Genomic DNA, 16,226 nt, shown 5'->3' on the forward strand with positions numbered 1-16,226 from the left:
CCAGTCCAAGCAGACTACTACCCTCACCGCCGAGGATCGCCCATGAAACGTTGCCTCCTGCTGCTTGCGGTCCTCCTGCTGACGGCCTGCGCCGAACGCGGCCCGCGCAATCTGGACTATGACGCCAACCGCGACTTCGCCGCCTATCGCAGCTGGGGCTGGGCGGATCCGGCCATCGAATACCGCCCCAACGATCCGCGGGTGCGCAGCGATCTCACCGAGCAGCGCCTGCGCGACTCGGTCAGCGGCGGCCTCGACCAGCGAGGGCTGCGTCCCGCCATGGCCGGTGCGCGCCCGGACTTGAAGATCAAGCTCTATGTGATCCTCGATCAGCGCCAGCAGAGCTTCAGCTATGCCGATCCTTACTGGGGACCGGGCTGGGGTGGCCCCTGGGGCTCCGCCTGGGGCCCTGGTCCCTGGGGGCCGAGCTATGTACGCACCCAGACCGTCACCTATCCGGTGATGACGGTGCAGCTCGACATGCTCGACGGCCGCGACGGCAAACTGGTCTGGCGTGCCAGCGAAGAGCGGCTGCTGGACGACCAGAACGCCACGCCCGCCCAACGCAGTGCCGGCTTTGGCCGTCTGATCAACGAACTGCTGATCGGCTATCCGCCGCGTCCTTGAGCGGTCGACCGTCCGGGCAGCTCAGCGCTGCCCCTGGTCCGATGATGAGCAGACGTCTGTTAGCCAGTCGCCGATAATGGCACCTGGCCAGATATTCCTCGCGCCGTCTTTGGCCACCGCGCAGGAAACCTGACCGTCGTCCAGCGCCCAGGTCCCTCATGTCGCCAACCCCCATCGCCACCCGTCGCAGTCACGCCCTGTTGCTGCGCCTGTTTCCGGTCATTTGCGCCCTGCCGATCCTGCTCGGCATCGGCTGCTACCTGCTGATCAAGACCGCCTCCAGCCAGGACGCCGATGTCCAGCAGCGGGCGCGGACCTATATCACCCGCACCCTGGAGCAGGTGGAAAACGAGATCGGCCATAACATCATCAACTATGCCAAGTGGGGCGAGGCCTACAAGCACCTGCACCTGAAGGTCGATCGCTTCTGGGCCAACGAGGAGCGTAACGTTGGCGACATTCCCTATGAGCTCTATGGCTACAACGGCGTCTTCGTGCTGGATCCCCAGGACCGTACCGTCTATGCCGTGATCGACGGGCAGCCAACGGAGCGCACGGCCGCGCAATGGCTGGAAGGGGATCTCACTGCCCTGCTGGCGGCGACTCGCCAGCGACCTGGAGAAACCGAAAGCCTGGTGCGGATCCTGAGTGTCGGCGGCGTCCCTGCGCTGGTCGCCGCTGCCACCATCACGCCGGGCGCGAGCTATGGCGTCACGCCGGGCACCGGCGTGCCCTCGGTGATGCTGTTCGTCAATGTGCTCGACCCCGCGACCCTGGCTCATCTCAGCGACACCTACGGGCTGCCGACGCTGCAGGCCTCCCGGCTGCCTCTGCCCGATCATGAATCCCTGCGCCCGCTGGATTCACCGCTGTTGCTCAACTGGCAACCCCCACGGCCCGGCGCCCAGTTGCTGCGCCGGACGCTACCGGTGTTCCTGGCCGGGGTGCTGTTGCTCGGCCTGGTGCTGGCGCTGCTGATCCGCCATGCGCTGAATTCAGCCCGGCAGCTCGACCAGCAGTTCGATGCCCTGATCGCCAGCCAGGCCGAGCTGAGCCGCAGCGAAAGCCGCTTTCGCGAGCTCGCCGAGGCGGCCTCCGACTGGCTCTGGGAAAGCGATGCCGAAGGCCGCATCGCCTATCTGTCTGAACGCTTCGCCCGCATCACCGGGCATGCGCCTGGCAGCTGGCTCGGTCGGCCGCTCGCGGAGCTGTTCAGCAGCGAGACGACCCGCCTGGCTGACTGGCTCCTGGACAAGGCTCGCCAGCTCGACGAGCGCCAGGTGCTGCGCTGCCATTATCGTGACCGTCTCGGCCATTCCCGGGTCTGCGAGATCACCGCGCGGCCCCTGCCCAAGGACGCCGGCTTCCGCGGGACCGCCAGCGACATCACCGCCGCGGTCAACGCCCAGGCCGAGATCGAGCACCTGTCGCAACACGACAGCCTGACCGGCCTGGCCAACCGGTTGCAGTTGCAGCACTACCTGGCCGCTCAACTGGCGCAACCCAGCACGCCGCTCACCCTGCTCAGTCTGGACCTGGATCGCTTCAAACCGATCAACGACAGCCTCGGCCACGCCGCCGGTGATCGGGTGCTGCAGGAAATCGCCCGGCGTCTGCAAGCCAGCCTGAGGCCCGGCGGCCTGGTGGCGCGCCTAGGGGGCGACGAATTCATCGTGGTGCTGCTCGGCCACCTGGATGTGGCGACGGTCGACCAGATCTGTGCGCGCCTGGTAAGCGCCATCGGCCGGCCGATTCCCCTGGAGGAGCAGACCGTCAGCGTCGGCACCAGCATTGGCATCGCCCAGGCACCGGAGCAGGCCAGCCAGGTCGAGGACTTGCTGCGCCTGGCCGACATCGCGCTCTACCAGGCCAAGGCCGCGGGCCGCAACGGCTGGTGCTTTCATGCACCGGCCATGGACGCCCAGCTCAGCCAGCGTCGTGACCTGGAACAGGAACTGCGCCAGGCCTTGGCGCGCGACCAGGTGCGCCTGGCCTACCTCCCCCGCCGGCGCACGGCAGACGGCACCCTGAGTGGCGTCGAAGCCCAGCTGCACTGGGCCCATCCGATACGCGGAACGTTACCGCCAGAGGCCTTCTTGCCCCTGGCCGAAGAGACCGGACTCAGCGCTCCCCTGGGGCTCTGGCTGTTGGACAGCGCCTGTCGCGCCGCAGCGGCCTGGCCCGCGCCGCTGCGGCTGGTCATTAGCGTGTCGCCTCGCCAGTTCGACGATGCCAAGGCCCTGGTGGAGGTAGTCGCCCAGGCCTTGCAGACCAGTGGCCTGGCAGCGGAACGCCTGGAGCTGCAGCTGCCCGAGGCGCTGCTGCGGGTAGACGGTGATCCGCCGCTCCCTCAACTCCAGGCGCTCAACGCCCTGGGCGTGCGCCTGAGCCTGGCCGATTTCGGCAAAGGCCTCGGCGCCTTCGATGCACTGCGCCAGCCCCTGCTGGAGGGCATCAGCCTCGATAGCCAGCTCATCGCTCACCTGGACCAGCGGCAGGCAGATGCCGCCATCGCCCAGGCGCTGATCGGTCTGGGACGCACCCTGGGGCTCCGGGTGGCAGCGACGGGCGTCGAGACATCAGGCCAGTTGGCCTGGCTGAAGGCGCAGCACTGCGCCGAAGTCCAGGGCCCGCTGTTCGGCCACGCCCTGTTCGACCGCGAACTGGCGGCGCTGCTGGATACCGACCTACGGGCTGGGTGAGGACCTAGAGTCGCTCCAGCCACCCCAGGTCGCCGCCACGGGCCGGTACCGGATAGCAGCCATAGGGCGCATAGCCGTGGCTACAGACCGGATCGGCGCGCAATGCGGGTTCGCCCACCGGTTGCGCGCGCCAGCCTTCCAGCAGGGCGATGGCGGCCAGGGCCAGCAGCAGGGCGATGAACAGCGCGGAGCGAAGGGTTCTTGTCAGGCGCATGATGACCTCCCGCAGGGCGACTGCCAGGATCGGCAGACAGCGTCCCCGCTCCTTGAGTATCGCCCCGACCAAGAGTTTTCGCCTGCCTGGACCAGCACCCATCGCGCAACGCTGCACTACGGTGGGTGCAACAGTCAGCCGCCTAGGCGCGGTGATCACCCGGGCAAGGCGGCGCCGTTGTCCAACTACGTGAATAGCTCCGCGCCACACCGTACCGCCCCCTCTCCCTCCGGGAGAAAAATGGGGTGAGAGAAGGCCAGACGCGAAAGCCTCAGGCGATCTCCACCCGCTCCCCGTTCAGCCGTACCGCCCAGGTGGGCAGCGCCTGCTCGGGGTACTCCAGGCAGCCACCGTCCGCCAGGCGGAAATGCTGCTTGTACAGCGGTGAGGCGATCACCAGGTCCTGGCCCAGTTGGCCGACGATGCCGCGACCGATGACATTGGCACCGGACTTGGGATCGCGATTGCCCACGGCGAAGACCTTCTGCTCGGTCTCGGGTAGATAGAACAGCGCCACCTGCTCGCCCTCGTACAGGGCCACCACACCGGACTGGGGCACCAGATCGGTCAGGTGGCACAGGGGTTGCCAGCGGGGCTCCAGGGCGCGAGCGGTATTGGTCTGGGTCATGGTCAAGCCTCCTCGGTAACGGCGATGAGCTGAAGTTCGTGGTGACGCGCCGGCCGGCGCTGGCCGCGCTCCTTGACGAAGTGGATGTCCGGGTCGTTGCCGCGCTGGTTGACGAAGGTCCGGAAGCGCTTGAGCTTGTCGGGATCGTTCAGGGCATTGGCCCATTCGCATTCGTAGCGATCCACCACCAGCTGCATCTGAGCTTCCAGCTCGGCGCCAAGGCCCAGGCTGTCTTCGATGATCACCTGCTTGAGGTAGTCCAGCCCGCCCTCCAGCGACTCGCGCCACACCGAGGTGCGCTGCAGGCGGTCGGCGGTGCGGATGTAGAACATCAGCAGCCGGTCGATGTAGCGGATCAGGGTCTCGTCATCCAGGTCGGTGGCGAACAGCTCGGCATGCCGCGGACGCATGCCGCCGTTGCCGCAGACATAGAGATTCCAGCCGTTCTCGGTGGCGATCACGCCGATGTCCTTGCTCTGGGCCTCGGCGCACTCGCGGGTGCAGCCGCTGACGGCGAACTTGAGCTTGTGCGGCGCGCGCAGGCCCTTGTAGCGGTGCTCGATGTCCAGCGCCATCTTGACGCTGTCCTGCACCCCGTAGCGGCACCAGGTGCTGCCGACGCAGCTTTTCACCGTGCGGGTCGACTTGCCGTAGGCATGGCCGGTCTCGAAGCCGGCGGCGATCAGCTCGCCCCAGATGTCCGGCAATTCGTGCAGCTGGGCGCCGAAGAGATCGATGCGCTGGCCGCCGGTGATCTTGGTGTAGAGGTCGTACTTCTTCGCCACCTGGCCGATGGCGATCAGGCCTTCCGGGCTGATCTCGCCACCCGGAATGCGTGGCACCACCGAATAGGTGCCGTTCTTCTGCATGTTGGCCATGAAGGTGTCGTTGGTGTCCTGCAGCGGCACCAGGTGCGGATCGGTGATGGGCGCGTTCCAGCAGGAGGCCAGGACGTTGGCCACCGCCGGCTTGCAGATGTCGCAGCCATGGTGGCCGCGACCGTGACGCGCCAGTAGCTCGTCGAAGCTCTGGATGCCTTCCACCCGTACCAGGTGATAGAGCTCCTGGCGCGTGTGGGCGAAGTGTTCGCAAAGGCTCTTGTCGACCTCGACGCCCCGGGCGATCAGCTCATGCTCGAAGACCTGCTTGACCAGCGCCGCGCAGCCACCGCAACCGGTGGCCGCCTTGGTGCAGCTCTTGATGCCGGCCAGATCGGTGCAGCCGGCGTCGATGGCGGCGCAGACCGCGCCCTTGGTGACGTTGTGGCAGGAGCAGAGGGTGGCGGTGGCCGGCAGGGCATCGGCGCCCAGGGTCGGGGTGCCCTCGCCCACCGGCATGATCAGGCTGGCCGGATCCTGGGGCAGCGGGATGCCGTTCTGGGCGTATTGCAGCAGGGTGTCGTAGTAGCTGTTGTCACCCACCAGCACGGCGCCGAGCACCTGCTTGCCATCGGCGGACACCACCAGGCGGCGGTAGCTGGCGCTGGCTTCGTCGATGTAGCGATAGCTGCGCGCCCCGGGCGTGGCGCCGTGGGCATCGCCGATGGAGCCCACGTCCACGCCCAGCAGCTTGAGCTTGGTGGACATGTCGGCGCCGGTGAAGGGCGTGGCCTGGCCGTGGCAGAGGGTGGCGGCCACCAGGCGCGCCATCTGGTAGCCCGGGGCGACCAGGCCGAAGATGCTGCCGTTCCAGGCGGCGCACTCGCCGATGGCATGGATGAAGGGGTCGCTGGTCAGGCAGCCGTTGTCCACCGCCACCCCGCCGCGGGCGCCGAGTTCCAGGCCGCAGCTGCGGGCCAGGGCGTCCTGGGGACGGATGCCAGCGGAAAACAGGATCAGGTCGGTCTCGAGGAAATCCTCGCCGGCGAAGTTCATGCGGTAGCGGTACTCGCTGCCGGCGGTGATGTTCTGGGTGGCCTTGGACAGGTGCACGCCCACGCCCAGGTCTTCGATGCGCTGGCGCAGGGCGGCACCGCCCAGGTCGTCCAGCTGCACCGGCATCAAGCGCGGGGCGAATTCCACCACATGGGCTTCCAGGCCCAGGGATTTCAACGCATTGGCCGCTTCCAGGCCGAGCAGGCCGCCGCCCACCACCACGCCGCGGCGCGCCTTGGCGGCGGCCAGGCGGATGGTGTCCAGGTCGTCCAGGGTGCGATAGACCAGGCGTGAGTCGCCTTCGGCGCCCTCGATGGGCGGCACGAAGGGATAGGAGCCGGTGGCCAGTACCAGGCGGTCGTAGCCAAAGGCGCCTTCAGGGGTCAGCACCTCACGCTGTTCGCGGTCGATGCCGGTCACCGCGCAGCCCAGGTGCAGCACCAGGCCGGGCACGGCATAGAGGTCGGCTGCGCTCATCGCCAGGGATTCGGCGTCACGGCCGGCGAAGTATTCCGAGAGATGCACCCGGTCGTAGGCGCGCTGACGCTCTTCGCCGAAGACGTGGATCTCGTAGTGGTCCAGGGCGCCGGCCGCCAGCAGCTGCTCGACGAGGTGATGGCCGACCATGCCGTTGCCGACGACGATCAGGCGTTCTTTGCGGGTCACGATGCTGTTCATGGAGGCTATCCCCCGGCCGAGGCCAATCAGGTTGAGTCGCGGCAAATAAAAAGGCGCCTGAAACCTCGCGGTCTCAGGCGCCTTTGCCTGTTCTATGTAGGGAGGAGCCCTGGGCTCTGCTCCGTGCCCGTCGCCTGCAGTGGCTGTCGATCGCCGTTGATCGACCGGGCGACCCGAAAATGCGGGTCTGTCAGGGCTTTTGCATCGGCTGTGCCAGTTCTGCCTGATCGCCTGGAGATCCGCCACTGGCGCGGCCTGCAGCCAGCAGAGGGCATCGCCGACTCGCCACCGGCTACCCGCCAGCCGGAACCACAACGGTGCAAGGCAAGGCCTGCCTGCCCCGTCACGGCGCACATCACCCGTGGTTGCCATGACGTCGAGCAGGACTGCCGCCCCTCCGCCGGACCAGCAGTCATGCGCTCCCTGAGCCCGTCGGACCAAGCTGGCGCGGGCCTTGCTAAATACCCAGCATGGAGCGGTCAACGCCGATCGCCCCCTTTCACGACAAAGGCGCCGTGTTCGTCTCCCTCCGGGGAGCACGACCGGCGCCTTTTCGCTTTCTGGTTCTCGAAGGATCCTTGCCATGGCCACTACCCACATCAAGAGCGTCTGCCCCTACTGCGGCGTCGGCTGCGGGATCGTCATGCAGGTGGAAGACGGCCGGGTCACCAAGGTCAGTGGCGATCGCGACCATCCGGCCAATCGCGGCCGCCTCTGCACCAAGGGCAGCACCAGCCACCAGGCGCTGGTGGACAGTGGGCGCATGGCGCAGGCCTACGTCCGCCACGACCGCTCCCACGAACCGGTGCAGACCGGGCTGGATCAGGCCGTCACTGCCACCGCCGAGCGGTTGCGTGCCATCCTCGACCGCCACGGGCCGGACGCCATCGCCTTCTATGTGTCCGGCCAGCTGTCGCTGGAGGCCCAGTACCTGGTGAGCAAGCTGGCGCGGGGCTTCATCGGCACCAACCAGCTCGAATCCAATTCCCGGCTGTGCATGGCCAGCGCCGGCACCGGCTACAAGCTGTCCCTTGGCGCCGACGGCCCGCCCGGCTCCTACGACGACCTCGACCACGCCGATCTCTTCCTGGTCAGCGGCGCCAACATGGCCGACTGTCACCCCATCCTCTTCCTGCGCCTGCTGGATCGGGTCAAGCGCGGCGCCCGGCTGATCGTCATCGATCCGCGGCGCACCGCCACTGCCGAAAAGGCCGATCTCTTCCTGCAACTGCGCCCGGGCACCGATCTGCTGCTGCTCAATGGCCTGCTGCACCTGTTGCACGCCGAGGGCTATCTGGACGAAGCCTTCATCGCCGCCCATACCGAGGGCTGGGAGGCCATGCCCGATTTTCTCGCCGACTACAGTCCCGCGCGCGTGGCCGCCGGGACGGGGCTGGCCGAGGCGGACATCCGCACGGCGGCGCGCTGGATCGGCGAAGCCGGTGAATGGACCAGTCTCTGGACCATGGGCCTGAACCAGAGTACCCACGGCACCTGGAGCACCAACGCCCTGTGCAACCTGCACCTGGCCACCGGCAAGATCTGCCGCCCCGGCAGCGGCCCCTTCTCCCTGACCGGCCAGCCCAATGCCATGGGCGGGCGCGAGATGGGCTACATGGGCCCCGGCCTGCCCGGCCAACGCAGCCTGCTGTCGGCCGCCGACCGCACCTTCGTCGAGCGGGCCTGGGACATTCCCGAGGGCACCCTGCACACCCGTCTTGGCCAGGGCACCGTCGCCCTGTTCGAGGAGCTGGCCGCCGGCACCGTGAAGGCCTGCTGGATCATCTGCACCAACCCGGTGGCCAGCGTGGCCAATCGCGAGACGGTCATGCGCGGCCTGCAGGCCGCCGAACTGGTGATCACCCAGGACGCCTTTCTCGACACCGAGACCAATCCGTACGCCGACATCCTCCTGCCCGGCGCGCTCTGGGCCGAGGCCGACGGGGTGATGATCAACTCCGAGCGCAACCTGACCCTGGCCCCCCAGGCCGTCAACCCGCCCGGCGCGGCCCGCGCCGACTGGCGGATCATCGCCGACGTCGCCTGTGCGATGGGTTATGGCGAGCACTTCAGCTACGCCTCGGCCGCCGAGGTGTTCGACGAGATCAAGCAGTTCCACAACCCCCAGACCGGCTACGACCTCCGCGGCGCCAGCCATGCCCGGCTGCGCGAGACGCCGCTGCAATGGCCCTGCCCCAGCGCGGAAAGCGATCCGCGCCAGCCGATCCGCTATCGCAACGACGGCCGTAGCCAGACCCTGCGCCTGGATGAAACCGGCGAACCCACCGCGCTCAACTTCGCCACCCCCAGCGGCAAGGCGCAATTCTTCGCTCGCCCGCACCTGGACCCGGCGGAATTGCCGGATGCCGACTACCCCTTCGTGCTCAACACCGGGCGTCTGCAGCACCAGTGGCATACGCTCACCAAGACCGGCAAGATCGCCGCGCTGAATCGCCTCAATCCGGCGCCCTTCGTCGAGGTGCATCCCCAGGACGCCCAGGCGTTGGGGCTCAGCGCGGGCGACCGGCTGGAGATCACCTCGCGCCGCGGCCGTGCCGTGTTGCCGGTGACCCTCAGCGACCGGGTCCAGCCCGGTAACTGCTTCGCGCCCTTTCACTGGGCCGACGTCCAGGGCAGCGACCTGGCCATCAATGCCGTCACCAGCGACGCCGTCGACCCGCTCTCGCTGCAACCGGAACTCAAGGTCTGCGCGGTGCGCCTGACCCGGGTCGCCACCATTCCCCACCGCCAGCTGCCGGCCGACGAGCCGGTCACCGAGAGCGTCCAGCAACCCGCCCTGGCGCGGCTGGCCGATCTCACCGGGGTCGCCACCGCGGTCCGGCCCCAGCTCAGCGCGGCCGAACGCACCTACCTGGCCGGCTTCATGGACGGCCTGCGCGACGGTGGCGCCCAGGGCGTACCCTGCCTGCCGGCCCAGGCGCCGCTGGCCGCCGAAACCCGGCTCTGGCTCGATGGCCTGCTCGCCGGGCTGTTCAGCCGCCTGCCGCAAAGCCAGAGCGCCGGCCTGCCCCAGACCGCTACCGCGCCGGCCGATCTGGTGGTGCTCTGGGCCTCCCAGACCGGCAACGCCGAAGCCCTGGCCGAGCGCTGCGTCGCCCGCCTGTGCCAGGCCGGTCTCACCGTCGAATTGCACGACATGGCCGCCTATGCCGTCGAACGCCTGAGCGGTGCCCGCCGCGTCCTGCTGGTGAGCAGCACCTTTGGCGACGGCGAGGCCCCGGACAATGGCCAGGCCTTCTGGCAGGGCCTCGGGCGCCTCGATGCCTCCCTCGCCGAGCTGGACTACGCCGTGCTGGCCCTGGGCGATTCCACCTATGAGCAGTTCTGCGGCCACGGCCAGCGCCTCGACGCCCGCCTGGCCGAACTCGGCGCCCGCCGCCTCTGCCCGCGGCTGGACTGCGACGCCGATGGCCTCGACGCCGCCGACGCCTGGCTGACCGCCCTGCAAGGGCAGCTGGCGCCCCAGGCCGCCCAGGTACCCGTCGCCCCTCCGACCACGACCGGTCGCCCGACGGCGGTGCCCGCGCGGCTGGTCATCAACCGGAGACTCAACGGTGCCGGATCGAACAAGGAGGTCCGGCTGTTCGGTTTCGAATCCGCGCAGCCCCTGACCTACCAGGCCGGTGACGCCTTGAGCGTGAAGGCGCGCAACTGCCCGGAACTGGTCGAGGAGGTCCTCGCCCTCGCCGGCCTGGACGGCGAACAAGCGGTCACGGTAGCCAAGGTCGGCGAGCTGTCGCTGCGCCAGGCGCTAAGCGAACACTATGAGATCGCCCGTCCCAACCCCGAGACCCTGGCGCTGATCGCCGAGCGCAGCGATGCTGCCGAGTGCCGCGCCCTGCTGGGCGACCGGGAGAGACTCAAGACCTGGCTCTGGGACCGGCAACTGGCCGACGTCCTGGCCCGCTTTCCCGCCCGGCACGACGCCAGCGAATTGCTCGGCAGCCTCAAGCGCCTGCAACCGCGGCTCTATTCCATCGCCTCCAGCCCCCTGGCCCATGCCGGCCAGGTGCACCTCACGGTCTCGGCGGTGCGCTACGGTCAACGCAAGGGCGTGGCCTCCACCTTTATCGCCGACCGCCTGCAGGACGCCACCACCGAGGTGCATATCCAGCCTTCACGTCACTTCCGCCTGCCGGACCAGGGTGACGTCCCGCTGATCATGATCGGCCCCGGCACCGGCATCGCGCCCTTCCGCGGCTTTCTCCACGAGCGCCGCGCCCGGGGCGACGGGGGTCGCAACTGGCTGTTCTTTGGCGAGCAGCACGCCGCCCATGACTTCTACTACCGCGACGAACTGGAAGCCTTCCAGCGCGATGGCCTGCTGGACGAACTCAGTCTGGCCTTCTCCCGCGACCAGGCCGAGAAGGTCTATGTGCAGGATCGGCTGCGCGAACGCGGCGCCGAGGTCTGGCGCTGGCTGCAGGACGGCGCCCGCGTCTATGTCTGCGGCGATGCCAGCCGCATGGCCAGGGACGTGGACCAGGCCCTGCGCCAGGTGGTGGCGACCCATGGCCACCTCAGCGACGAGGCCGCTGCCGACTATGTGCGCGGGATGAGCGAGCAAAAGAGATATCTGAAGGACGTCTACTAGCGCCAGCCGCTACAGCACCGCGCGCACCAGGCGGGTAAAGGCCGCGATGGCCTCGCGCTCGCCCAGCGCCCCGCGCACCACGGCCGCGGCCAGGGCCTCGCCGGCGCCGACCAGGCCGATGCAGGACACCTGCAACTCCGCAGCGGACCTTTCGCTATGCGGCGTGAGCACCGCCGCCACTATCCGGGTGCCGTGCTCCAGCAACTCCTGATACACCGCGGTCTTTTCCTCGCTCCCCGCCAGGGCCGCCGCCAGCACGCCGACCTCGCCCTGCATGTCGGTTACGCAGCGGATGTAGCCCTCGGCCAGCGCCGCGGTGGCCTCTTCGGCGCTCTGCTGCCGGGCGGTCATGGCCTGGCGAAAGGCATCCATCTGCGCCAGATCGAGCCAGCGATAGAGTTCGATGAGCAGTCCCGAGCGGGTCCCGAAATGCTCGTAGACGACCGGTTTGGAGACGCCTGCCTGTACGGCCAGATAGCCCAGGGTCAGGCGATCCGCGCCCTCTTCCCGGACGATAACCCGCGCTGTTTCCAGCAATTGCTGACGCCGCGCCGCCTTCGAAAGACGCCGCCCGGCCCCTTCGGAGACCGGTGTTTCAGGGGTGGATCGCTCTGCCATTGGTCAACTCTTCTTGCAAACCTACTAAAGGTAGGTTAATCCTGGACTGGAACCTACTCTTGGTAGGTTAACGCGGAGAACGGCTGCTGCCCAAGGGGCCGTGCAGTCTCCCGGGACCTCAGCACTGCAACGACGAGGACAGCATCATGCCACTGCAACCCATACTCTTTGCCGGCGGTTCGGGCACGGTAGGCCGCCAGGCCGTCCACTGGTTCCGCCAGCGCCAGCCTGACTGGCCGCTGCTGGTCGGGGGTCGCAACCTCGCCACGGCCGAGGACGTCGCCCAGGCCGCCGGCCAGGCCCGGGCGGTGGGCCTGGATCTCGATCAGCCGGGGCTGGGACTGGATCCCGCCCTCAACCCGGCAGCCGTGATCATGCTGGCACCGGATCAGGCCCTGCACGGCCTGCGCCTCGCCCAGCGCCTGGGCATCCCCTATCTCAATGCCAACACCGGCGTCACCGAACTGGGCCCGGAGGTCGCCCTGTTCATGCACCGCCCCGGCGCCCATGCCCTGGTGCTGTCCAGCCACTGGGCTTCGGGCGCCGCCCTGGCGCTGGCGCTCGATCTCGCCCGCCGCTTCACCCGGGTCACGGCGATCGGGGTGGAGGTCTTGCTGGATGAAGAAGATCCGGCCGGTCCCCTGGCCTGGGAAGACATGGCGCGAGTGCACAGCGCGGCGCCCGCGGCCCTGGCGTTCCGCCATGGGCGCCGCCACTGGCTGAGCGGTGCCGACCTGCAGGGCAGCGTCAGGGCGCTGGACGGTCGCACGCTGGCCGCCACGGCCTTTGGCTCCATCGACCTGCTCAGTCTCTGGGCCACCACCGCCGCGCCGGAACTCCGCTTCGACATCGCCATGGGCGAGTCCTCCAGCCGCCGGCGGGGCGCGGAAACGGCGGCCGAAATCGCGGTCAGGGCGACCGGCGAAAGGGACAGCCAGACCACCACCGCACGGTCCGTGCTGGAATTCAGCCAGGGGCAGGCCTCGCTGACCGCCCTCGGGCTGGTGCTGTCGCTGGAGCGGGTGCTGGGCCTGGTAGGCGGAAAACCACTGCCGGCGGGTCTCTATATGCCCGAACAGCTCTGGGCGGCCGACTGGTTCCTGCAGGAGTTGCAGCGGGAGGGCGCGGTGCTGCATCACCCGGTGGACGGGCACTGACCGCAGGAAATGGCGGAAGGCAGTGGGAGTCGAACCCACCCGGGAACGGCTGCCGTCCCCAACCGGGTTTGAAGCCCGGCCACGCCACCGGGCGTGATTGCCTTCCTCTGTTGCGCTAGCCCTCGGCGCCGCGGGCCCAGGCGCTGTCCGGGCGGACCCGGCGCTCGTCGCCGAAGCGACGGGTGAAACCGATGCGATCCAGGCATTCGAGGATCTGGATGCTGCGCTTGCGACCGATGCCAAGGGCATCGCGAAAGGCCGCGGCGCGAATGATCCCTGCTTCGCACTCCAGGCGCAATGCCTCGCCGGCCGCGGCTTCCAGACTCGCCTGGGGATAGAAGAGATCCTTGACCACCTGGGTCAGTTCCCCCAGCCGGGCCAGTTTGCGCAGCAACAGCCGCACCTCGGCCTCGGGCTGACCCAGGCTCTTGGCGAGATCGCGGGTCCAGGGCGGATCGAAGCGCTGGGCCTCCAGCAGCGGCCAGAGCCGGGCCTTGAGCCCCTCCTCCGCCTCGGTGAGGCGTACCCGGTGATCGGGCAGGTGCAGCCAGGGACCGCTGCTCTGCAGGCGCCCTTCGGCCAGGGCCGTCTCCAGCAGCGCCAGATAGACGGGCCGCTCAAGTTCCGGCGCGGCGATGCGGCGGAGGCGATCCCGATCCGGCCCCAGCTCGTCGGGTTGTTCCTGATGAAAGGTGGCGAGCGCATCATTCAGGCGCTCCAGCGCTGCCTGCCACAAGGAGGCTGCAAACAACCGCGGGCCGACCCGCGTGTCCACCCTCAAGGTGTCGGCGGGCAGTTGCCAGTCGCCTTCGGGTCGGTTGAACTGGCGAGCCAGCAGCCGTGGATCGAGACCGCCGTCGGCCTGGGCCAGGAGTTCAGGCAGCGCCTCCTCCAGACCGCCCCGACGCAGTGCCTGGAGTTGTGCCAGTCGCTGCGGCGTGCGGCGATGGCGCGCCGGGGCGAAGGGATCGAGCAGCCGGGCCCCGCCCAGGGTGCGCTGGGCGGACTGGTCACGTAGCACCAGGCGATCGCCATGCACCCCGTGCAGCGGCGCATTGAGTACCAGCTGTGCCAGGGCCATGGCGCCAGGAGCTAGGCTGTCGCCTGCCAGCAGGGCGACGCGCCCGGTGAGATCCTGGGCGCCCAGGTGCACGTGCACCGGCGTCCAGTGCGCCAGGTTGCGCGCCTCGCCAGGCAGCAGCCGTAGCTCCACATCGATCCGGGTGGTGGGCGCATGCAGCGCCTCGGCCACCAGCCAGTCACCGCGGGCGATACTGTCGGTGCTCAGCCGCTCGCCGGCGAGATTGAGCGACACCCGCTGACCGGCCTGAGCGCTTTCCGCCGCGCGATTCTGGGCGTGCAATCCTCGCACCCGCAGGCGCTGGCCACGCGGGGTGAGGATGAGTTCGTCGCCGACGGCCACCTGGCCGGCGAAGGCGGTACCGGTGACCACCACCCCGGCCCCGGCGACGCTGAATACCCGGTCCACGGCCAGGCGAAAGCCACCGCGGGCGTTGCGCTGGCGCACCTGGTCCAGCGCGGCGAGCAAGGCGGCGCGCAATTCGGGGATGCCCACGCCGCTGGGGCTGGCCACCGGATACAGCGGCGCTCCGGCAAAGGGGCCGCCGGCCAGCAGCGCACTGACGTCCTGACGCACCTGGGCCAGTCGCTCGGCATCCACCCGATCGGCCTTGGTCAGGGCCACCAGCAGCCGGGGAATGCCGAGCAATTCGAGGATCGCCAGGTGCTCGCGGGTCTGCGGCATGACGCCGTCGTCGGCCGCCACCACCAGCAGGGCCAGATCCAGGCCGCTGGCGCCCGCCAGCATGTTGTGCACAAAGCGCTCGTGACCGGGCACGTCGATGAAGCCGGTGAGCCCGCCGTCGCCTAGATCGGCGTAGACATAGCCCAGGTCGATGGTGATGCCCCGCGCCTGCTCTTCGCGGCGGCGGTCACCGGCGACCCCGGTGAGGGCCTGGATCAGCGCGGTCTTGCCATGGTCGATGTGGCCGGCGGTGCCGATGATCATGGGGACGGTACCAGGCGGGAAAACAGGGACGTCATGGCGGCTCCAAGCGGCGGACTGGACCTCAGGGTAGCGGCGCCCCGCGTGATCGCCTAGCCGTGACGCTCGCGCAAGAAGGCCACAAAGGCCCGCAGCGGGGCCGGTAGTTGGCGGCGATCCGCATAGTAGAGCCGCGGCCCCGGAAAGGCCGTGGACCAGTCCGTCAGCACCTCGACCAGGCGGCCGTCGGCCAGGGGTTCGGCCAGGTAGTCGGCGAAGGAATAGATCAGGCCGACACCGTCGAGGGCGGCCTGCAATTCCAGATCGAGTGTCGAGGCCAGCAGGCGACTGCCCGGCGCGACATTGAGGACCTCGCTGCCGCGCTCGAAGCTCCACTGCGCCACCAGGCCGCTAGCGAAGCGATGCCCGATGCAGGAATGCCTGACCAGGTCGGCGGGGTGTGCCGGTACGCCGTGCTGCTCCAGGTAGGCCGGGGTTCCGGCCACGGCGAATCTCTGGGTGACGGGGCCCAGCCGCACGCTGATCATGTCGGCCTCCAGATGCTCGTCGTAGCGCACCCCGGCATCGAAACCGGCGGCGAGTACGTCGATCAGCCGGTCCTCGGCCACCACCTCCAGGCGAATGCCCGGATGCCGGGCCAGGAAGGGGCCGATCAGCGGCGGCAGCAGCACCCGGGCGACGATGGTGGGCACATTGAGTCTCAGGCTGCCCACCGGACTCTCGCCCTCGGCATTGATGGCGTCCAGCGCGCCGCGCACCTCGCGCAGGGCCGGGGTCAGGCGTTCCAGCAGGCGCTGGCCGGCCGCGGTGGGCGTCACGCTGCGGGTGGTGCGGTGCAGCAGCCGCACATCCAGTTCCCGCTCCAGCCGCCGCACCGCATCGCTCAGCGAAGAGGCGGCCACGCCACGCACATAGGCGGCGCCGCGAAAGCTGCGAGCCTCGGCCACGGCGGCGAAGGCCGCCAGGTCATCCAGATTCAAGGCGCCTCCATTGTACGGCTGAGCGAACAGGTCGTTGTGTCGAGAGCGGATTATCGCACAGCGTCATCCTGGCTAGAGTGAAGCCTCATCCATCTGACGAGGAATCC

At 68.9% G+C, this 16,226-nt stretch carries 10 protein-coding genes and 1 tRNA gene; 4 read left to right on the forward strand and 7 right to left on the reverse strand.

Features of this window, described 5'->3' with window-relative positions; genetic code table 11:
• Nucleotides 1-42: 42 nt before the first annotated feature.
• Nucleotides 43-627: a DUF4136 domain-containing protein gene (locus tag C722_RS0121025; protein WP_017642409.1), complete on the forward strand. Its 585-nt coding sequence runs from the start codon at nucleotides 43-45 to the stop codon at nucleotides 625-627.
• A 158-nt stretch (nucleotides 628-785) separates the two neighbouring features.
• A complete protein-coding gene (locus tag C722_RS25225; protein ID WP_017642410.1) occupies nucleotides 786-3,329 on the forward strand; it encodes an EAL domain-containing protein in 2,544 nt (847 codons plus the stop codon).
• Between the two features lie 4 nt (nucleotides 3,330-3,333).
• On the opposite strand, the gene C722_RS0121035 is transcribed toward C722_RS25225, so the two are convergent.
• The 3 genes from C722_RS0121035 to nirB form a co-directional block, all read right to left on the reverse strand.
• Complete coding sequence (locus C722_RS0121035; RefSeq protein WP_143075228.1) at nucleotides 3,334-3,543, reverse strand: hypothetical protein; 210 nt, start codon at nucleotides 3,541-3,543, stop codon at nucleotides 3,334-3,336.
• A 271-nt stretch (nucleotides 3,544-3,814) separates the two neighbouring features.
• Entirely contained in the window at nucleotides 3,815-4,171 is a 357-nt protein-coding gene (nirD, locus tag C722_RS0121040; RefSeq protein ID WP_017642412.1) for a nitrite reductase small subunit NirD, read from the reverse strand.
• A gap of 2 nt (nucleotides 4,172-4,173) precedes the next feature.
• Nucleotides 4,174-6,723 (reverse strand): nitrite reductase large subunit NirB, encoded by a 2,550-nt coding sequence (gene nirB / locus C722_RS0121045; protein WP_017642413.1) that lies wholly within the window; start codon nucleotides 6,721-6,723, stop codon nucleotides 4,174-4,176.
• A 583-nt stretch (nucleotides 6,724-7,306) separates the two neighbouring features.
• Between nirB and C722_RS0121050 the strand changes: the two genes are divergently transcribed.
• Nucleotides 7,307-11,338 carry a bifunctional nitrate reductase/sulfite reductase flavoprotein subunit alpha gene (locus C722_RS0121050; RefSeq protein WP_017642414.1) on the forward strand — a complete coding sequence of 1,344 codons (4,032 nt, stop codon included), beginning with the start codon at nucleotides 7,307-7,309 and terminating at the stop codon, nucleotides 11,336-11,338.
• A gap of 9 nt (nucleotides 11,339-11,347) precedes the next feature.
• Here the strand turns inward: C722_RS0121050 and C722_RS0121055 are convergent, their stop codons facing one another.
• Complete coding sequence (locus C722_RS0121055; RefSeq protein WP_231893035.1) at nucleotides 11,348-11,956, reverse strand: TetR/AcrR family transcriptional regulator; 609 nt, start codon at nucleotides 11,954-11,956, stop codon at nucleotides 11,348-11,350.
• 146 nt (nucleotides 11,957-12,102) lie between these two features.
• Here C722_RS0121055 and C722_RS0121060 point away from each other — a divergent pair, with 146 nt between their 5' ends.
• Nucleotides 12,103-13,113 (forward strand): hypothetical protein, encoded by a 1,011-nt coding sequence (locus tag C722_RS0121060; protein ID WP_017642416.1) that lies wholly within the window; start codon nucleotides 12,103-12,105, stop codon nucleotides 13,111-13,113.
• Between the two features lie 10 nt (nucleotides 13,114-13,123).
• Here C722_RS0121060 and C722_RS0121065 read toward each other — a convergent pair.
• The 3 genes from C722_RS0121065 to C722_RS0121075 all read right to left on the reverse strand — a co-directional run bounded on the left by C722_RS0121065 (nucleotide 13,124) and on the right by C722_RS0121075 (nucleotide 16,119).
• A tRNA-Sec gene (locus tag C722_RS0121065) sits at nucleotides 13,124-13,219 on the reverse strand.
• 9 nt (nucleotides 13,220-13,228) lie between these two features.
• Nucleotides 13,229-15,142 (reverse strand): selenocysteine-specific translation elongation factor, encoded by a 1,914-nt coding sequence (gene selB, locus C722_RS0121070; RefSeq protein WP_017642417.1) that lies wholly within the window; start codon nucleotides 15,140-15,142, stop codon nucleotides 13,229-13,231.
• 89 nt (nucleotides 15,143-15,231) lie between these two features.
• Nucleotides 15,232-16,119, reverse strand: coding sequence for a LysR family transcriptional regulator (locus tag C722_RS0121075; RefSeq protein WP_017642418.1), 888 nt, complete (start codon nucleotides 16,117-16,119; stop codon nucleotides 15,232-15,234).
• Between the last annotated feature and the right edge of the window lie 107 nt (nucleotides 16,120-16,226).

Origin of the sequence: Pseudomonas sp. 313, assembly GCF_000316965.1 — a bacterium.
Classification (GTDB): Bacteria; Pseudomonadota; Gammaproteobacteria; order Pseudomonadales; family Pseudomonadaceae; genus Chryseomonas; species Chryseomonas benzopyrenica.

Coding starts and splice junctions, on each gene's coding strand:
- C722_RS0121025 (WP_017642409.1), top strand. CDS start 43: ATGAAACGTTGCCTCCTGCTGCTTGCGGTCCTCCTGCTGACGGCCTGC.
- C722_RS25225 (WP_017642410.1), top strand. CDS start 786: ATGTCGCCAACCCCCATCGCCACCCGTCGCAGTCACGCCCTGTTGCTG.
- C722_RS0121035 (WP_143075228.1), bottom strand. CDS start 3,543: ATGCGCCTGACAAGAACCCTTCGCTCCGCGCTGTTCATCGCCCTGCTG.
- nirD (WP_017642412.1), bottom strand. CDS start 4,171: ATGACCCAGACCAATACCGCTCGCGCCCTGGAGCCCCGCTGGCAACCC.
- nirB (WP_017642413.1), bottom strand. CDS start 6,723: ATGAACAGCATCGTGACCCGCAAAGAACGCCTGATCGTCGTCGGCAAC.
- C722_RS0121050 (WP_017642414.1), top strand. CDS start 7,307: ATGGCCACTACCCACATCAAGAGCGTCTGCCCCTACTGCGGCGTCGGC.
- C722_RS0121055 (WP_231893035.1), bottom strand. CDS start 11,956: ATGGCAGAGCGATCCACCCCTGAAACACCGGTCTCCGAAGGGGCCGGG.
- C722_RS0121060 (WP_017642416.1), top strand. CDS start 12,103: ATGCCACTGCAACCCATACTCTTTGCCGGCGGTTCGGGCACGGTAGGC.
- selB (WP_017642417.1), bottom strand. CDS start 15,142: ATGATCATCGGCACCGCCGGCCACATCGACCATGGCAAGACCGCGCTG.